This window comes from Exiguobacterium sp. SH4S7 (genome assembly GCF_004336795.1).
Classification (GTDB): domain Bacteria; phylum Bacillota; class Bacilli; order Exiguobacteriales; family Exiguobacteriaceae; genus Exiguobacterium; species Exiguobacterium aurantiacum_A.
Map to the genome: position 1 here is coordinate 24,496 of NZ_SJUT01000005.1, position 16,066 is coordinate 40,561.

Annotated in this window: 16 protein-coding genes; 8 read left to right on the forward strand and 8 right to left on the reverse strand. The window is 52.2% G+C overall.

Annotated elements, in window-relative coordinates; genetic code table 11:
• Positions 1 to 3: 3 nt before the first annotated feature.
• From EVJ29_RS10255 to recX, 4 genes are all read right to left on the reverse strand, one after another.
• A complete protein-coding gene (locus EVJ29_RS10255) occupies positions 4 to 2,049 on the reverse strand; it encodes an ABC transporter ATP-binding protein (RefSeq protein WP_131505080.1) in 2,046 nt (681 codons plus the stop codon).
• Positions 2,050 to 2,073: 24 nt separating this feature from the next.
• Positions 2,074 to 3,798, reverse strand: coding sequence for an ABC transporter ATP-binding protein (locus tag EVJ29_RS10260; RefSeq protein WP_131505081.1), 1,725 nt, complete (start codon positions 3,796 to 3,798; stop codon positions 2,074 to 2,076).
• 315 nt (positions 3,799 to 4,113) lie between these two features.
• Positions 4,114 to 5,754 carry an L-lactate permease gene (locus EVJ29_RS10265; RefSeq protein WP_131505082.1) on the reverse strand — a complete coding sequence of 547 codons (1,641 nt, stop codon included), beginning with the start codon at positions 5,752 to 5,754 and terminating at the stop codon, positions 4,114 to 4,116.
• A 50-nt stretch (positions 5,755 to 5,804) separates the two neighbouring features.
• Positions 5,805 to 6,617 (reverse strand): recombination regulator RecX, encoded by an 813-nt coding sequence (recX, locus tag EVJ29_RS10270; RefSeq protein ID WP_236633507.1) that lies wholly within the window; start codon positions 6,615 to 6,617, stop codon positions 5,805 to 5,807.
• A 156-nt stretch (positions 6,618 to 6,773) separates the two neighbouring features.
• On the opposite strand from recX, the gene EVJ29_RS10275 reads away from it, so the two are divergent.
• The 5 genes from EVJ29_RS10275 to EVJ29_RS10295 all read left to right on the forward strand — a co-directional run bounded on the left by EVJ29_RS10275 (position 6,774) and on the right by EVJ29_RS10295 (position 11,856).
• Entirely contained in the window at positions 6,774 to 7,682 is a 909-nt protein-coding gene (locus tag EVJ29_RS10275; RefSeq protein WP_131505084.1) for a TIGR01777 family oxidoreductase, read from the forward strand.
• A gap of 13 nt (positions 7,683 to 7,695) precedes the next feature.
• A complete protein-coding gene (locus EVJ29_RS10280; protein ID WP_070328943.1) occupies positions 7,696 to 8,847 on the forward strand; it encodes an amidohydrolase in 1,152 nt (383 codons plus the stop codon).
• A 199-nt stretch (positions 8,848 to 9,046) separates the two neighbouring features.
• Positions 9,047 to 9,613 carry a GNAT family N-acetyltransferase gene (locus tag EVJ29_RS10285; RefSeq protein ID WP_070328980.1) on the forward strand — a complete coding sequence of 189 codons (567 nt, stop codon included), beginning with the start codon at positions 9,047 to 9,049 and terminating at the stop codon, positions 9,611 to 9,613.
• A 168-nt stretch (positions 9,614 to 9,781) separates the two neighbouring features.
• Positions 9,782 to 10,471, forward strand: a complete 690-nt coding sequence (locus EVJ29_RS10290) for a response regulator transcription factor (RefSeq protein ID WP_070328942.1) — start codon at positions 9,782 to 9,784, stop codon at positions 10,469 to 10,471.
• The gene (locus EVJ29_RS10295; protein WP_070328941.1) at positions 10,468 to 11,856 is read left to right on the forward strand and encodes a sensor histidine kinase; all 1,389 of its coding nucleotides are present in this window, start codon (positions 10,468 to 10,470) and stop codon (positions 11,854 to 11,856) included. Before EVJ29_RS10290 ends, EVJ29_RS10295 begins: the two co-directional genes overlap by 4 nt.
• A 25-nt stretch (positions 11,857 to 11,881) precedes the next feature.
• On the opposite strand, the gene EVJ29_RS10300 is transcribed toward EVJ29_RS10295, so the two are convergent.
• On the reverse strand, positions 11,882 to 12,169 hold the full coding sequence (locus tag EVJ29_RS10300; RefSeq protein ID WP_070328940.1) for a hypothetical protein: 288 nt from the start codon (positions 12,167 to 12,169) through the stop codon (positions 11,882 to 11,884).
• Between the two features lie 124 nt (positions 12,170 to 12,293).
• On the opposite strand from EVJ29_RS10300, the gene EVJ29_RS10305 reads away from it, so the two are divergent.
• Positions 12,294 to 12,503: a hypothetical protein gene (locus tag EVJ29_RS10305; RefSeq protein ID WP_070328939.1), complete on the forward strand. Its 210-nt coding sequence runs from the start codon at positions 12,294 to 12,296 to the stop codon at positions 12,501 to 12,503.
• A gap of 32 nt (positions 12,504 to 12,535) precedes the next feature.
• Here EVJ29_RS10305 and cdd read toward each other — a convergent pair whose 3' ends face one another.
• The 3 genes from cdd to EVJ29_RS10320 all read right to left on the reverse strand — a co-directional run bounded on the left by cdd (position 12,536) and on the right by EVJ29_RS10320 (position 14,620).
• Positions 12,536 to 12,943, reverse strand: a complete 408-nt coding sequence (gene cdd, locus EVJ29_RS10310; protein WP_131443918.1) for a cytidine deaminase — start codon at positions 12,941 to 12,943, stop codon at positions 12,536 to 12,538.
• Positions 12,944 to 13,037: 94 nt separating this feature from the next.
• A complete protein-coding gene (gene rlmD, locus EVJ29_RS10315) occupies positions 13,038 to 14,414 on the reverse strand; it encodes a 23S rRNA (uracil(1939)-C(5))-methyltransferase RlmD (RefSeq protein ID WP_070328938.1) in 1,377 nt (458 codons plus the stop codon).
• Positions 14,411 to 14,620: a hypothetical protein gene (locus tag EVJ29_RS10320; RefSeq protein WP_016510454.1), complete on the reverse strand. Its 210-nt coding sequence runs from the start codon at positions 14,618 to 14,620 to the stop codon at positions 14,411 to 14,413. The genes rlmD and EVJ29_RS10320 overlap by 4 nt, the downstream gene beginning before the upstream one ends.
• Positions 14,621 to 14,705: 85 nt before the next feature.
• On the opposite strand from EVJ29_RS10320, the gene yfkAB reads away from it, so the two are divergent.
• On the forward strand, positions 14,706 to 15,812 hold the full coding sequence (gene yfkAB / locus EVJ29_RS10325; RefSeq protein ID WP_071399171.1) for a radical SAM/CxCxxxxC motif protein YfkAB: 1,107 nt from the start codon (positions 14,706 to 14,708) through the stop codon (positions 15,810 to 15,812).
• A 53-nt stretch (positions 15,813 to 15,865) separates the two neighbouring features.
• Positions 15,866 to 16,060 (forward strand): hypothetical protein, encoded by a 195-nt coding sequence (locus EVJ29_RS10330; protein WP_233589689.1) that lies wholly within the window; start codon positions 15,866 to 15,868, stop codon positions 16,058 to 16,060.
• Positions 16,061 to 16,066: the final 6 nt, after the last annotated feature.

Consider the following 16,066-nt stretch of genomic DNA (forward strand, 5'->3'; position numbering starts at 1 on the left):
TTCTCAGCTGATCACTTGCTGTTTACTTTGCAACTCATGCATCCGGGCGTAGACGCCGCCGTCAGCGATGAGTGACTGGTGATTCCCGCGCTCGATGATTTGACCGTGGTCGAGGACGAGGATTTGATCGGCCTCACGAATCGTCGACAATCGGTGCGCGATGACGAACGTCGTGCGTCCGTATGTGAGCGTCTTCAGCGCGTCTTGGATGAGCGCCTCTGTCTCTGAGTCGACACTAGCAGTCGCCTCGTCAAGGACGAGGATCGCCGGGTCAAACACGAGCGCCCGGGCGAAACTGATCAATTGTCGCTCTCCACTCGAAAGTGAAGCGCCGCGCTCAATGACCGGCTCGTCGAGTCCTTGCGGCAACTGCTTGACGAACCGATCGGCACCGACCGCCGTCAACGCTTGCCAAATCCGTTCATCAGGAATGGTCTCATCACCGAGCGTCACGTTCGTCCGAATCGAGCCCGTGAACAAGAACGGGTCTTGCAACACGATGCCGAGATGGTCCCGAACGGCTTGCGTCGGAAGTGTCGTCACGTCCACCCCGTCGATGCAAAGTTTTCCTGACGACGGATCATAAAAGCGCATGAGCAAGTTCATGATCGAACTCTTACCGCTGCCGGTGTGGCCGACGAGTGCGACCGTTTCACCAGGTGCAGCTTGAATGTCGATCTGTTGTAACACGGGCTTTCCAGCCTCATAGCTGAACGTCACGTTGTCGAACACGACTTCGCCATTAAAGCGCGGAATGCGTTCAGACGAGACGTTTTCGCCTTTCTCGTCGAGCAGTTGGAACATTCGGTCCGCCGAAACGAGCGCTTGTTGGAGCGGTGACAACTGGTTCATAATTTGCGTCACCGGCTCAAAAATACGGGACACGTAATCGATGTAGGCGTAAAGTATCCCGAGCGTGAGCACACTGCCCGTTCCGAGCGTTTGCGCACCGACGACCCAAATGAGGAGCGCGAGTGCCATGTTGCGGAAGAAGTTGACCAAGTTGTGCGACATAAGGGCGTCGAGCTTCAACAGTTTCCGGCGTGTCTGGAAGTTGTCGCTGTTCTTGACATCGAACTCATCATAGACGAGGTCTTCACGCACATACGATTGAATGATCGGCATCGTTTGGATGCTCTCGTTCAATTGTGCGTTCATATCGGCGACGAGCGCCCGGACTTTAAAGTTGTTCCGGGTCGAGAGACGCTGGAACAACTTCACCCAGACGATGACGACCGGGATGATGATGAGCGAGACGAGTCCGAGGCGAACGTCTAGGAAGAACATGGCGATCAAAACACCGATCATCATGACGACGCTTTGGAAGACGCGGGCGAGAACGCCCAAATACAAATCACGAATCGTCTCCGTATCGTTCGTGACCCGGCTGACGATTTTCCCGATCGGCGTCTGGTCAAAGTAATGGACTGGAATCGTCTGCAAATGCCGCATGACGTCAAGGCGCATCGTCTTGACGATTGTATGCGCCGAACGTTGCAGGAGCATCTGTTGCCCCCAGTTGAGACCTGCTGCGATGAGCAACAGGACGACGTAGATGGCAGATAAGACGAGGACGGCCCGAAGATCCGTCTCATAAAACTGGAAGACGTCGGTCGAAGACAACGGCACGATGTTGTCGTACGTCGCTGTCTCCTCACTCCGCGTGATGGTCAAGACACCGTTATCGACTTCTCTGACCCCACCGCTCATGACGGCGTCCGGTACGAGATAGTAGCCTTCGGTCGTCTGAACGATCGAGACGGGACGGACGACGTCTTGCCCGTCCAACCGCGTCTCTTTCTCATAGTTATTGCCGTCAAACGAGACACTGCCCCCGGCCTCGACTTGAACCCAGTCGCGCTCGATAGCGACGATATGGTCATCGATGATAATTTTTGCGATATACGGTCCCGCAAGTTCTGCGCCGACCGCTAAAAAGAGTAGGATCAACCCGAGGAAAATCGAGCGCTTCACTTGTTTGGCATAGCCAACGAGTGAGCGAATCGTCTTTTTCCTGCGGACCGGATCTAATTCGTGTTGATCGATCATAAGAGATTCCCCCTTTCGTACGGATTACTCCGTCTCTCCTTGTCGATTGAACTGTTCGAAATACCAACCGTGCTGTTTCATCAGTTGGTCATGTGTGCCGCGTTCAGTGACGCGACCGTCTTGCAAGACAAGGATTTGATCAGCGTGGGAAACGGCAGACAAGCGGTGCGCGACGATGAACGTCGTCTGTTCGGCACGGCTCGTCCGGACCGAATCGATGATTCGGGCTTCCGTTTTCGCATCGACCGCCGAGAGCGAATCGTCGAGCAATAAAATCTCTGGGTCTTTCAAGAGCGCACGCGCAATCGACAGACGTTGTTTCTGTCCGCCTGACAGCATGACCCCTTGCTCGCCGACGACCGTATCGAGCCCGTTCTCTAAATGCTCGATATCGGTATCAAACGCCGCAAGCCGAATCGCCGTCTCGAGGTCGGCTTCGGTCGCGTCATCGGCCCCGAACAAGATGTTGTCGCGGACCGTCTTCGAGAACAATAGATGTTCTTGTGACACGTAACCGCTCCAACCTCGTACCGTGTCGAGTTTAATTTTGTGAACCGGGATCCCGTTGACGAGCAAAGAGTCATCGATTGGATATTCGCGGATCAGCTGACGCAGGAGCGTCGTTTTGCCGGCCCCGGTCGGTCCGACGATTCCGATCGTTTCTCCGCGTGATACGTGGAGTACGATGTCTTCGAGCGACGGGCGGCTCGCACCCGGATAGCGGAACGATAACGATTTGAAGGTGATCTTCTCTGGCACGTCGACTTGCACCGTGCCGTTCGAGACGACGTCCGGCGCTTCGTTCATCGTCGCTTCAATCCGCTCTAAGCTCGCCGTCCCGCGTTGGACGACGTTGATCAACTCACCGAACGCGTACATCGGCCAAATGAGCATCCCGAGATAAATGTTGAACGAGACGAGTTGACCGAGCGTGATGTCATTCGTAAAGACGAGGTACGTCCCGAACGACAAGCCGATCAAGTAACTCAAACCGACGAGCAGTTTGATGACCGGTTCGAACAATACGTCGATTTGGGCGACGTGCATGTTTTTCGCCATGACGTCGTCGGTGATCGTATCGAACTTCTTCGTATCCGCTTCTTCTTGCACGAACGAACGGATGACGCGAAGTCCTGAAATCGATTCGACGACTTGGTCGTTCATGACACCGAACGAATCTTGCGCCGCGGTGAAGCGAGCGTGAATTTGACGGCCGAGCTTATTCATCGACCAGGCAAGTAACGGCATCGGCAACAGTGCCGCGAGCGTCAATTTCCAATCGATGAACACCCCCATGATCGTCAATGCGATCAGTGTCATGTTGAACGAATCGACGAGCGTCATGACACCGAAACCGGCCGTCCGTTCAACCGCTTTCAAATCATTCGTCGCGAGCGCCATCAAGTCCCCGGTGCGGTGCTGTTGATAAAACCGCGGCGTCTGTTTGAGCAAATACCCGAAGAATCGGGCCCGCAGTTTTTTCTCGAGCAGGAACGCCGTCCCGAATAGACGCGCGATCCACAAGTACGATAAAACGTACGATAACACCATGATGCCTAGCAGTGAGCCGACGATTGTGATGAGCCGTTCCGTCGTCAAACTTCCTTCACGGATCGCATCGATTGCTTGCCCGATAATCCATGGCGGGAGCATATCGATGACCCCGGTAATGATGAGCAAAATGATCGCAATGACATACGTTCGTTTCTGCCTCTTAATAAACCAATCCAATTGTTTAATCAGTTTCACGACTGATTCCCCCTTCCGTCCTTTCCGAGCACGCAAAAAAGCGCACTCCACCTGATTGTGCAACCAATCGGATGAAGTACGCTTGAAAGTCTTCAGTCATTTGCATGGTCAGGGAAAGGACACTACCCCTATCCAGCTGCCGTGTTACGCAGTCAAATACGAGTAGCCATATGATGTTGTGTGTGTGCGTTGTAGTGTAGTCAAGTACTTCATCATGCTGGCTCCTCTCTCTTCATAGTTTGAAAATCTACTAAAACCTTAGCAGACTGTTCAGAAAATTGTCAATATTTTTTTGTAAAAATATTGTAACTTGTTTCAGTTTAAGAAGAACGTCGCGAGAATCATCCCGACGATCCCTGTTGCTGTCACATAGTAGATCATCGGCATGAGCGTGTAGCGAATAATCGTTCCTTCTTTACCGAGCAGACCTGCTACCGAAGCGACCGCGACGACGTTCAGCACACAGATCATGTTACCAGCGTTCGCGCCGGCCATCTGCATCGACAAGGCGAGCGTCTCACTCATCCCGACCGAATCGGCGACATTCGTCGTCAAGCTCGAGAACATCATGTTCGAGAACGTGGCCGATCCCGATACGAACGCTCCGAGCGCCCCGATCCACGGCGCGACAAGCGGCCAAACGCCACCAAACGTGTCCGCTGCAGCCGTCGCGAGTTCGACTGGCATCGATGCGAGTCCTGCTCCGCCATTCTCTGAATGGATAAAGATTCGAACCATTGGAACTGACGCCGCAAGCGTAATTAACGTTCCGCCGATGCCGAGTGTCGTCGCTTTAAAGACCGACGTCACTTGCGACCAACTCATATTGTGTAAGAAGAACGTCGCAATCATCGTCAAGATGAACATGAACCCTGGTGAATAGAACGGCTCCCACGACGTCGAGATTCCTTCTACTCCTAAAATGTTCGGGAGGTCGATCCGGACACTGCGCGTCAACTCGTTCAAGAACGGGACCGTCCGTGTCAAGATGAGGAAGATCGTCAAAATCAAGTAAGGGGCCCATGCTTTCCACTGCGGAAGTTCACGTTTCCCTTTCCCGACTGTCGGCTGTTCAACCGGTTGGTCGAGCTCGTCGGCGTAACCGTCAAACGTCCAAATCCGTTTTGGCATGAGAATACCTTTTCGTGCCATCGCGACGAGAATCACAAGACCGGTCAAGCCACCGAGCATGCCCCCAAATTCAAATCCGAGGATGAGCGTCCAAATGTAAGCCGGAACGCTGTAGACGAGAGCCGCCACGAGGGCAATCGGCAGTACTTCGAATGCAGGTTTGACCGACTTCGCTTTACTAAAGAATCGAGTCAGCATCAAAATCAAAATGAACGGGATAAAAAGACCAACGAGCATATCGATCAATACCGTCTGTAAGACGACACTTGTTAAAAATTCGATTGATTCCGGTTTGCTCACATCGAGCGAGAGTCCGTTACCAATCCCGATCAAAGCCGGTGTCCCGACTGCACCGAACGTGACGGCTGATACGTCGGCCGACAAGGCGATGACAACAGCCGCAATCGGCGGGAAACCTAGTGCGATCAATAGCGGGGCCGCCACCGTCGCCGGTGTCCCAAAGCCTGAAGCACCTTCAATGAACGAAACGAACAACCAGCCGACGATGAGGACTTGAATCCGCGGATCCGGTGTGATGGTGACAAAACCGGAACGGATGGCGTTCATGCCGCCGCCCTCTTTCATCGTATTCATCATCCCGATCGCGCCATACACGATCCATGCTGCCGTGATCGCGATGACGATTCCTTGTAACACCGCCGCTGTAATGCGGTTTGCATCAAGTTCCCAGACGAAGAACGCAAGTAGCGCCGTCAACAGGAGCGAGAGTGGCATCGCAACCGATGCTGGTAAACGCATAATAACCAATAATACAAGCACAGCCAAAATTGGCACAAGTGCTGTAATCCATTCAAAAATCGTCAATGTAGACCCACCTTTTCAGATTTTTTCCCCTGCCGTAAATGAATTTCCCGTTATGTCTCTTGTTCAGCGAGTCGTTCTAAAGTCCGGTCAATCACCTCATACGGAAATCCTTTGCTCCGAAGCTGCATCTTCATGCGCTGTTTCCGCTCATATGGGGCATACCCGTTGTACTTCCGACTCAGTTTTTCAGCCTGCTTCAAGCAAGCTGCAAGCTCGACGTCCTCATCCTCGTTTTCCCAAAACGTAAGGATCGCCTCTGAAATGATATCAAACGAAAATCCTCTTTGCACCAGGGTTTGTTGAATTCTTTGTTGCACTTCTGTGGCGGAACGGCGATTTGTTTCCAATTGTTTCCTATTTACGAACTTTCCTGCTTTCTCAAGCTGGTCTTCGTGCGAGATCGCAGCGATGACCTCTTCAATGATTTCAGGTGTGATTCGAAGCTGGACCAATTCCCGCTTGATTTTGCCCGGCCCGCTCGGACTCGTGTTAAACTTCGTCTGGGCGTAGGCTTTGGCGAATTCAGCATCGTTCAAGTAGCGTTGTTCAATCAATCTGTCAATCACGCGCTTGATGGCTGCCTCATCTATCTCTTTCTTCACGAGATAGTCGCGGACCTCTGAAACGGCACGCATTCGGTACGATAAATAATTGACGGCTGCTTTGTATGCTTTCTGTTCCTCTTCGGCTTGGAGGACGTCACGGACAAAATCGTCTTCAAGTTCCATCCCTTTCGTCAATCCATATTTAATGAAGACGTCTAAATCGATGGCGAACGCGAACTCTTCTTGCCCATCTTTCTCGATGAAGACGTTCAAGCGGTCCTTATTTTTCTTTTGAGCCGTAAACTTGCTGATTTTCATGAAACCCCCTCCTTTTCCTGCTTCTAACATATCACGTTCCCCTTTTCAGAAGGATTTTTGATAAGTTAAAAGAAAGGGTATTTATTTAATTAGCTATTGTATTTACCGTTATCATACCCGATTTGAAAACGCTTCAAGAATAATGGAGGGATTCACATGAAAATTGCAATCACCGGTGGTACCGGATTGATCGGCCGGCCGCTCGTTCGGGCGCTAGCCGAGGCCGGTCATCAAGTCGTCGTCTTGACGCGCCAGCCGCGCCCACGTCAAGGAGGCATCTCGTTCGTCGAATGGTTGACGCCAGACAGCCATCCCGAGACCGAACTCCAAGATGTCGACGCCTTTATCCACTTGGCAGGAGCCTCCATTAACGACGGACGCTGGACGCACAAACAAAAACAAGCCATCCTCCAAAGCCGTATCGATGGGACGAAAGAAGTCGTTCGCATCATCAAAAACATGAAGCAGAAACCGGACGTTGTCATCAGCGGATCAGCAATCGGCATTTACGGCGAAGACCGGTCGATCACTTACTCGGAATCGACACCGCTCCCGGACCGGACCAACTTCTTAGGAAACGTCTGCGTCTTGTGGGAGAAAGAAATCGCGCCCGTCGCCGATATGGACATTCGTCTCGCCACGATGCGAACTGGTGTCGTCTTGTCAAACGACGGGGGCGCGTTCCCGCTCATGAAGCTGCCCTACACGCTCGGTGCCGGCGGACGGCTCGGTTCCGGAAAACAGTGGGTCCCTTGGATCCACATAGACGATCTCGTCCGCTTATTCGTCTACATCATCGAGACCGATTCGATGCATGGACCGGTCAACGGGACGGCGCCGACACCGGTGACAATGGACCAATTCGGGAAGACGCTCGGACAAGTGATGCATCGTCCACACTGGGCTCCGGCTCCGGCCCCGATCCTCAAACTCGTACTCGGCGAAAAGAGCGTGATCGTACTCGAAGGTGCCAAAGTCGTCCCGACAAAAGCGCTCAATCACGGCTTTCGTTTTCGCTATGAGACGTTAGAACCCGCACTAAAACAACTACTGCATTTGACTTGAGAGGAGACAGCTCGTGAGTAATCTATTAATTCGTAACGCCCATATTTATCCGATCACCGCGCCAAACTTTTACGGGGACATTCGCATAAAAGATGGAAAAATTATCGAAATGGCGGACTTGTTAGACCCAACGGACGGCGAGACCGTCATCGAGGCGGAAGGCAACTTCTTGTTCCCCGGTTTCATCGATGCCCATACCCATCTCGGACTGTATGACGAAGGGACGGGTTCCGTCGGGAATGACGCCAATGAGACGGTCGAAGCGATGACACCGCACGCACGGGCCATCGACGGGGTTTATCCGCTCGATGAAGGCTTCCGTGAAGCGCTCATGGCCGGTGTCACGGCGGTCCAAGTCATGCCGGGCAGCATGAACGTCATCGGCGGAGTGACGAGCGTCATTAAAACGCACGGTCGCTTTATCGAGGATATGGTATTGCGCCGTTACGCCGGCTTGAAACTTGCTCTCGGCGAAAACCCGAAGCGCGTCCACAGTATGGGGAAATCCGGTGAGTTGACCCGCATGGGCATCATGGGACTACTGCGCGAGGCGTTCCGGACCGTCGATTCGACGAAGACGATCGGCACGTTCGGGAGTCAGATGATCCAACTCGCGCTCGACCGGAAGATGCCGGTCCGAGTCCACGCCCACCGTGCCGACGATATTCTTTCGGTCGTCCGCTTCGCTCAAGAGTTCGATCTCGATTACCGGATTGAGCACTGTACGGAAGGTCATCTCGTCGCCGAGAAGTTGCGTGAACTCGGCGTCAAACATGTCACCGTCGGACCGACGTTCACCCGTAAGTCTAAAATCGAACTTCAAAACAAAACGTGGGAGACGTACCGCATCTTGCATGAACACGATATGATCGTCTCGATCACGACCGACCATCCATATACCCCGGTCCAATATTTGAATCTTTGCGCCGGTCTTGCCGCCCGTGAAGGCCTTCCGGTCGACGTCGCCCTGCGCGCCATCACGATCCATCCGGCCCAGTCACTCGGGGTTGATGACCGCGTCGGGTCACTCGAAGTCGGCAAAGACGCCGACCTCGTCTTGTGGAGTCACTTCCCGCTCGACTACATGTCGAAGCCGATCATGACCATCGTCGACGGCCGTATCGTCTACTCGACGGATCGCTCGAAAACCCATCATGAAATGTGAGTAACCCCAGACGTGAAAGCGCTCTTTTATTTTTTTTGTGAAGTTACATTTTATTTGCTTGCTTTTTCAAAAAAAGTCTATAAAATAATCTTGTAACTCATAAAAGAGAGCAGCCAAGGCAAGTTCGAACAACGTAGCCAGAAGTATGCTTTCGTTACAACTATTCTTCAGCGGTCTGAACTAGGAGGAGGAATGTTTGGTGCTCAAATTTCGTGAGCTTACCGACTGCGCGGAGTTGTTCGAACTGATGCAACACCCAGATGTCTTTCCATATGTCCGTCAAAAGACGGTCCACTTTGACGAGTTTTTATTTAGCACGAAGCAAATCATCGAGCTAGAAGAGCAAGGAAACATCATCTCACGTACAATTACGAACGAGTTCGGTACCCCGATCGGGACGATCAGCTTGTTCGATGTGGAAACCGGTTACGGCTTCCTCGGTACGTGGCTTGGCAAACCGTACCATGGGAAAGGTTACAATCAAGTCGCGAAAGAAACGTTCTTCTCAGAGCTGTTCTTCGACCTTGATATTGAGAGTGTATTTTTAAAGATTCGCAAAGCAAATGAGCGTTCGATCGCGGCGGCGGCAAAACTTCCTTATGCGTTTTGCGCCGACGAGATCCGGCCCGATTTGTTAGCAGAAATTAATAGCGGTGACGTCGAATACGTCTTGTATGAAGTGTCGAAGTCGAGCTTCCAGCTGTACTTGCATTCACTTCATGCGCCTGAGTTCGATCATTCGTACGAAGCCCAACTCGAAGCATAAGCCAATTCTGACAAAGAATTGGCTTTTTTGTGGCGTTTTTGTGTGGATTTGTTGAGGACAACTTTACGACAATGAATAATTCTGTTCTAATTCGAAGAGATAGGTATGATAGAAGTATGAGGGAATTATCACATCCTTCGTTAACCGGTTTGTAAAGGAGAATGCCAGATGATAGAACCAGTATTTCGAATCTTAGTAACCGACGATGAGGAGCAGATGCGCGATTTGCTCGTTTCCAATTTAGAAAAAGAAGGCTATGAGACGGTCACCGCAACAAACGGCCTTGAGGCGATCGACTTGTTAAAAGAACAGTCGTTCCACCTCGTCTTACTCGACGTCATGATGCCCGAGCTTGACGGTCTGACCGCCTGCATGCGCATCCGTGAGTTCTCGAACGTCCCGATCATCATGCTGACGGCCCGGTCTGAAGAACTCGACCGGATTCACGGATTGAAGATCGGCGCGGACGACTACATCACAAAACCGTTCAGCCCGCGCGAACTGCTCGCCCGAATCGAAGCGACACTTCGGCGCACGCACAACTTCTCAAAAGAACAAGAAGCCACGTTCGACGCCGGTGTCTTATCAATCGATATCGAAGGCCGCGCCGTCAGCGTGAAAGGCAAAACTGTCAACTTGACGCGTAAGGAGTTCGACCTCCTCTACTTGTTCATCACAAACGAAGACAAAGTGTTCTCTCGAGAACAGCTCCTCGACCAAATTTGGGGTACCGAATACCACGGCAACCTCCGGACGGTCGACACGCACATTAAAACGCTCCGTCTCAAGCTCGGCGAAGCCGGTGGCTACATCCAGACCGTCTGGGGGATCGGCTACAAGTTCGAGGCGAACGTATGAAGCAATACACGATCCGGAAGCGGATTTGGATCACCATCTGGACGGCCAGCCTCTTCTCTGCGTTCGTGTTCATCATCATGACGTTTTACTTGTACGACAAGTTTTACATTCAGACGCAAGAAGAACTACTGATCAACCGCGGGGAGAAACTCGTCACCATCTATAAGGCGGACGGCTTCTCCGACGCGTTCGCTGACAGCATGACGTACACGAATGAACTGACCGAAACGAAAGTATTCCTCTCGTCCGTACGGGAAGATAGTCTCGGCTCCGGGAAGACGTTTTTACGCGAACAAGATCTCGCTCGTTTGCAAGACGGCTACGCCATCTCGGTCACGCGCAAGCACCCGACCGAGGATGTCGATATTCTCATGTCCGCGTTCCCGCTCATCCGTGACGGCGAACTCGATAATGCCCTCATCCTCTATATGGAGCTGAGCAAAATCAGTGAGCCGTTCCAACCGATCCGGCTGATGATCACGTTCTTGCTCATCTTGATGATTGTCAACTTGCTCATTTTCGGGACGCAAATCATCGACACGATCATTCAACCGCTCATCCAAATGAAACGCGCTTCCCAAGTGTATGCCAAAGGTGACTTCTCGCACCGCATCCCGATCGATTCCGATGACGAGATCGGTGACTTGGCCGAGACGCTCAACCGGATGGCCGAGTCTCTCGGACTCGTCGAGGAGCAGCGCAAAGAATTTTTGGCTAACGTCAGCCATGAGCTCCGGACCCCGCTGTCTTACATTCGCGGGTATACCGAGATGCTGCAAGACCCGACGCTCGACGAGAAGACGCAAGCCCAGTATTACGACATCATCGAGAACGAGACGGAACGGTTGCAACGACTCGTCAACGATCTGCTCGACCTCGCCCAGCTCGAACGCGATTCGTATCCGATGACGAAAGAACCGGTCGTGTACTCACAAGTGCTCGAAGACGTGTTATACCGGTTTGAACCGATCGCGCGCGCGAAAGGTGTCACCATCGAAGCGGATCTCGACTTCGACCTCATCATCCTCGGGGATCACGATCGCCTCGAACAAGTCGTCGGAAACTTACTCGATAACGCTCTTCGTTACACGGATGCCGGCAGGTCGATCCATGTGAGGACGTTCGCGGAAGAGAACTATGCCATCACCGAGATTCGCGATGAAGGCCGGGGCATCCCGAAAGAGGATCTCGATCAATTGACGAAACGTTTCTACCGCGTCAACAAATCGCGGACGCGTGAAGACGGCGGTACCGGACTCGGGCTCGCCATCGCCAAGCACATTATGGAACGCCATGGCGGCTCGATGCATTTCACGTCCGAAGTCGGCAGCGGCACGACCGTGTCGCTTGCTTTGCCGCTCTTGCCAGACGATGAAGACATATAAAAGAGGCAGCCGCGGCTGCCTCTTTTTAAATATCTTTGCCTTTATAGGCATCATCTGATTCGTTCATGAGCCGCTCGCGTTCGGCGTGTGTCTGCGGGAACCCGTTCGCTTGCCACTCGGCCCGATGATTCGAGTCGAGTTGCGTCAACCCTGCTTCCGCCTCGTCTTTATCGGAATCGACACTTTCCATCTTGTCCATCTTGCTCCACGTGTTATCCTCTTGGTCTTGCGTCAACAGCGCTGCGACTTTCGGCGCGACGAGTGCAGCACCAGCCACACCGAGCACGATCCCCATCAATACTTTCTTATCCATCCAATACCCCTCCTTAGTCACTATGCACAGATAATTCCACTGTTCCCGAAACTTGAAACACTTTTCTAAAGCGTTTACACAAAATACGGAAGTGGAATAACACTCAAAGAAGGAGGCGATGGAGATGAAGAAGCAGGAACAACCGTCAAAACGACCGTTCGATAATCCGGACGCCGTCGATACGGACAAAGAGAGCATCTTTGACCAAGAAGGCATGGAGACGGTCGACCCGATCCCGGTCGAAGAGCTGAATCAAAAAGTGAAAGACGAGAAACGAAAGCGCCACTCAAAAGACGACTCAGTCAGCGAGAAAAAATATGACGGCAACAAATAAGGATGCGGACAAAGTTGTCCGCATCCTTATTTTCATGTTAAGTCTTTTGGCGAGAAGCCGTATGGCAGCATCTCTTCTTTTGTCATCACTTTCGTCTCACCGGCCATGTTGGCCAAGATCAACGTGAAGTCATCACTCGCAAACTCGGCGATGACTTGACGACAAGCGCCACATGGCGAGATCGGGCCGTCCGTGTCTCCGACGACGACGACCGTGTCGATTGACTTGCTGCCTTCCGACACCGCCTTGAAGATGGCAGTCCGTTCCGCACACATCGACAAACCGTACGACGCGTTCTCGACGTTACAACCTAAGATTTCCTTACCCGTCTCATCGATGACGACGGCACCGACGTTGAACTTCGAGTAAGGTGTATATGCGCGCGACCGCGCGTCAATCGCCTTATGAACGAGCTCTTGAACTTTTTCATGTGGAATCATTGAATGTTCCTCCGCTTCTTGAATTTAAAAAAGAAGTCTGACATCTGAACTATAACGTGAAAACGTTTTCTTTACAAGCGTTTTCACGGTCCCGTCAATATTTTTTCTTCTTCTTTTTCTCGAAGACGACAATCGATTCGACGTGAGCCGTTTGCGGAAACATATCGTACGGTTGGACGTAGTTGACCTTATAATCGGCTTTCATGAGTTGATCCGCGTCGCGCACGAGCGTCTGCGGGTTACATGACACGTAGACGATCCGTTTCGCTTTCGAAGAAATCATCGCGTTTAGGAGCTGATGGTCCACACCTGTTCGCGGCGGGTCGACGACGATGACGTCAGGAATCCACCCGTCTTTCACCCAGCGCGGAATCCAATGTTCAGCGCGCCCCTCGACGTATGTCGCATGATTGTAGCCGTTCTCACGCATGTGAGCATTTGCGTCTTCAACCGCTTCAGGTACGACTTCCATCCCGCGAATCTCTTTCGCGTGCGGTGCGAGCCAAAGTCCGATTGAACCGACACCGGCGTACGCATCGATGACGCGTTCTTCACCAGTCAGACCGGCCGCCTCGACGACTTCACGGTACATGACTTCGGTTTGGGCAGGATTGAGTTGGAAGAAAGCACGTGGCGACAAGTGGTAATGCACGTCGTCTAGCTGCTCGTCCATCTTATCTTGACCGGCGATGTGGACCGTTCGGTAACCGAAGATGACGCCCGACCGGTTCGAGTTGATGTTGATATGGAACGAGACGACGTTCGGCAATTCCATGATGCGGTCGCTGAGCGTATCCAAGTTCGGTACGTCCTCACTCCCGACGACGAGAACGACTTGAACGTCGTTCGTCTTGTAACCTGAACGGACGACGATCGTCCGGGCAAAACCGACGTCACGTCTCGCGTCATAGACCGGGATGTCGAGCTCGTTCAAAATACGGACGATGGCGTTGTTGACGTTCGTCGTATCACGTTGTTGCACCATGCAGTGCTCGATCGGCACGAGGTCGTTCGAGTTCGGCTTGTAGAGGCCTGAGACGATTTCGCCGCGTTGGACTGACAACGGGAATTGGGACTTATTACGATAGTACCAAGGGTTTTCCATCCCTTTCGTCGGACGGATATCGGACTTATCGACGTTCAACTTCGTCTTCTGACGGAACGCGTTGCGGACGATGTCTTCTTTATAGTCCATTTGCAGACGTGAACTCATATGTTGAATCTGGCAACCGCCACATTCGTCATAAATTGGACACGGCGGTTTAACCCGGTCCGGCGAGTCGTTGTGTCGCTTCGTGACCCGCGCCTCGGCATAGTTTCGTTCGATGCGCGTGATTTCGATATCGGCTCGTTCCCCTGGTAACAGGTTCGGGATAAAGATGACCATCCGATTGATCATCGCGATGCCCTCCCCGTTAATGCCTAACCGTTCTGCTTTCGTGCTTGCACGTTCTCCTACGATCAATTTCAATGTGTTTCATCCTTTCGAGATACTTGTTCTAAATCTTTGGCGTAACGTACGACTTTCGCACGTAAGGAATCAATATCAGCTAACAATCGATGCAAATCCTCTGGCGTCGTGAATTCGTCTAACGTGTTGACTGATAAGCACAGTAACTCCGTTCTCGATTTTAACACGTTCATTTTTCCTGCCGTATCTGTTCGTGATTTACCCATCTCATGATCGCTCCTTCGCTTAGTGACAAAGAGTTGTTATTATAGCATACTATTTCGTGTAACTTGATAAAAAGGTGGAATCCACATGCAAAACATCTCGACGACGTTCGATCCGTGGGAAGCGTATCTCGATCAAACCGAGTTCGGTCGACTCGTTCTCTCGAACGTCGAAGTGACGACGACGAAACTATGCAATATGCGCTGCGAGCATTGTGCGGTCGGCTATATGCTCGATCAAACGGAAGAACCCGAGGTCCCGCTCGAACTGTTGATTTCGCGCCTCGACGAGATCGAGCACTTGCGCGCCTTCTCGATCACGGGCGGTGAGCCGATGCTGTCGATGAAGTCAGTTCGAAACTATGTCGTCCCGCTTCTACGCTACGCTAAGGAGCGCGGTGCCCGCACACAGATCAACTCGAACTTGACGTTGCCGTTATCTCGCTATCATCTTATTACCCCTTACCTCGACGTTTTGCACATTTCTCATAATTGGGGAACGGACGCTGATTTCTTAGAGGGCGGTTTCGCGATGATGGACCGCAAGCCGAGCGAATCCGCTCGGCTCAAGATGCTTCAGACGATGAAGGACAATGCCCGAGCCCTCACGGCCGAAGGGGTCATCGTATCGGCCGAGACGATGATCAACAAGCGGACGATCCCCCATTTAAAAGAGATTCACGAGGAAATCGTCTCGCTCGGTTGTCAACGCCACGAATTGCACCCAATGTACCCCGCAGACTTCGCTAGCGCGCTCGAGTCAGCCTCTCTCGACGAGATCCGTCAAGCTATCCATGACGTACTCGACATTCGGGACGAGAACGTCTGGATGCTGTTTGGAACGTTGCCGTTTTACGCCTGCTCGGACTCAGAAGCCGACCGCGCCTTACTGCGGCGACTCTCGACTGCGAAAAACGTGACGGTCCGCAACGACCCGGACGGACGCTCCCGGTTGAACACGAACATTTTTGACGGTCAGATCATCGTCACCGACTTCGGCGACGAACTCGGCACACTCGGCACGTTGTACGATACGTCGTTCCAAGACGCGTACGATCAATGGACGAACAGCGCGTTGAACGCCACACTGTCGTGCCATTGTCCCGCCGTCAAATGCCTCGGACCGAACGCACTCGTCAAACAAGCGTACTATCCGACAGTCGACTTTAGACAACGTGTCGCCCACTCGTTTTAATTATTTCGATTCGGGAAATATTTAGTATATAAAACGAATCGAGGTGTTCGATGATGACAGCGATCTATGTGTTCATCGTTACCGTCATGGGAATCATCATTTTCGGAGGCGTGCTCAGCATCTTATTGACAGCCGCATTCGTTTCGGACAAAGTAGACCATGATGAAGTGTTCAGTCAAGGCAGTTGGGACGATGAGTTGTTACAAATAAATCATACTCCTCAACCGATTGATGAACCAAAAAGCTGAGTCCTC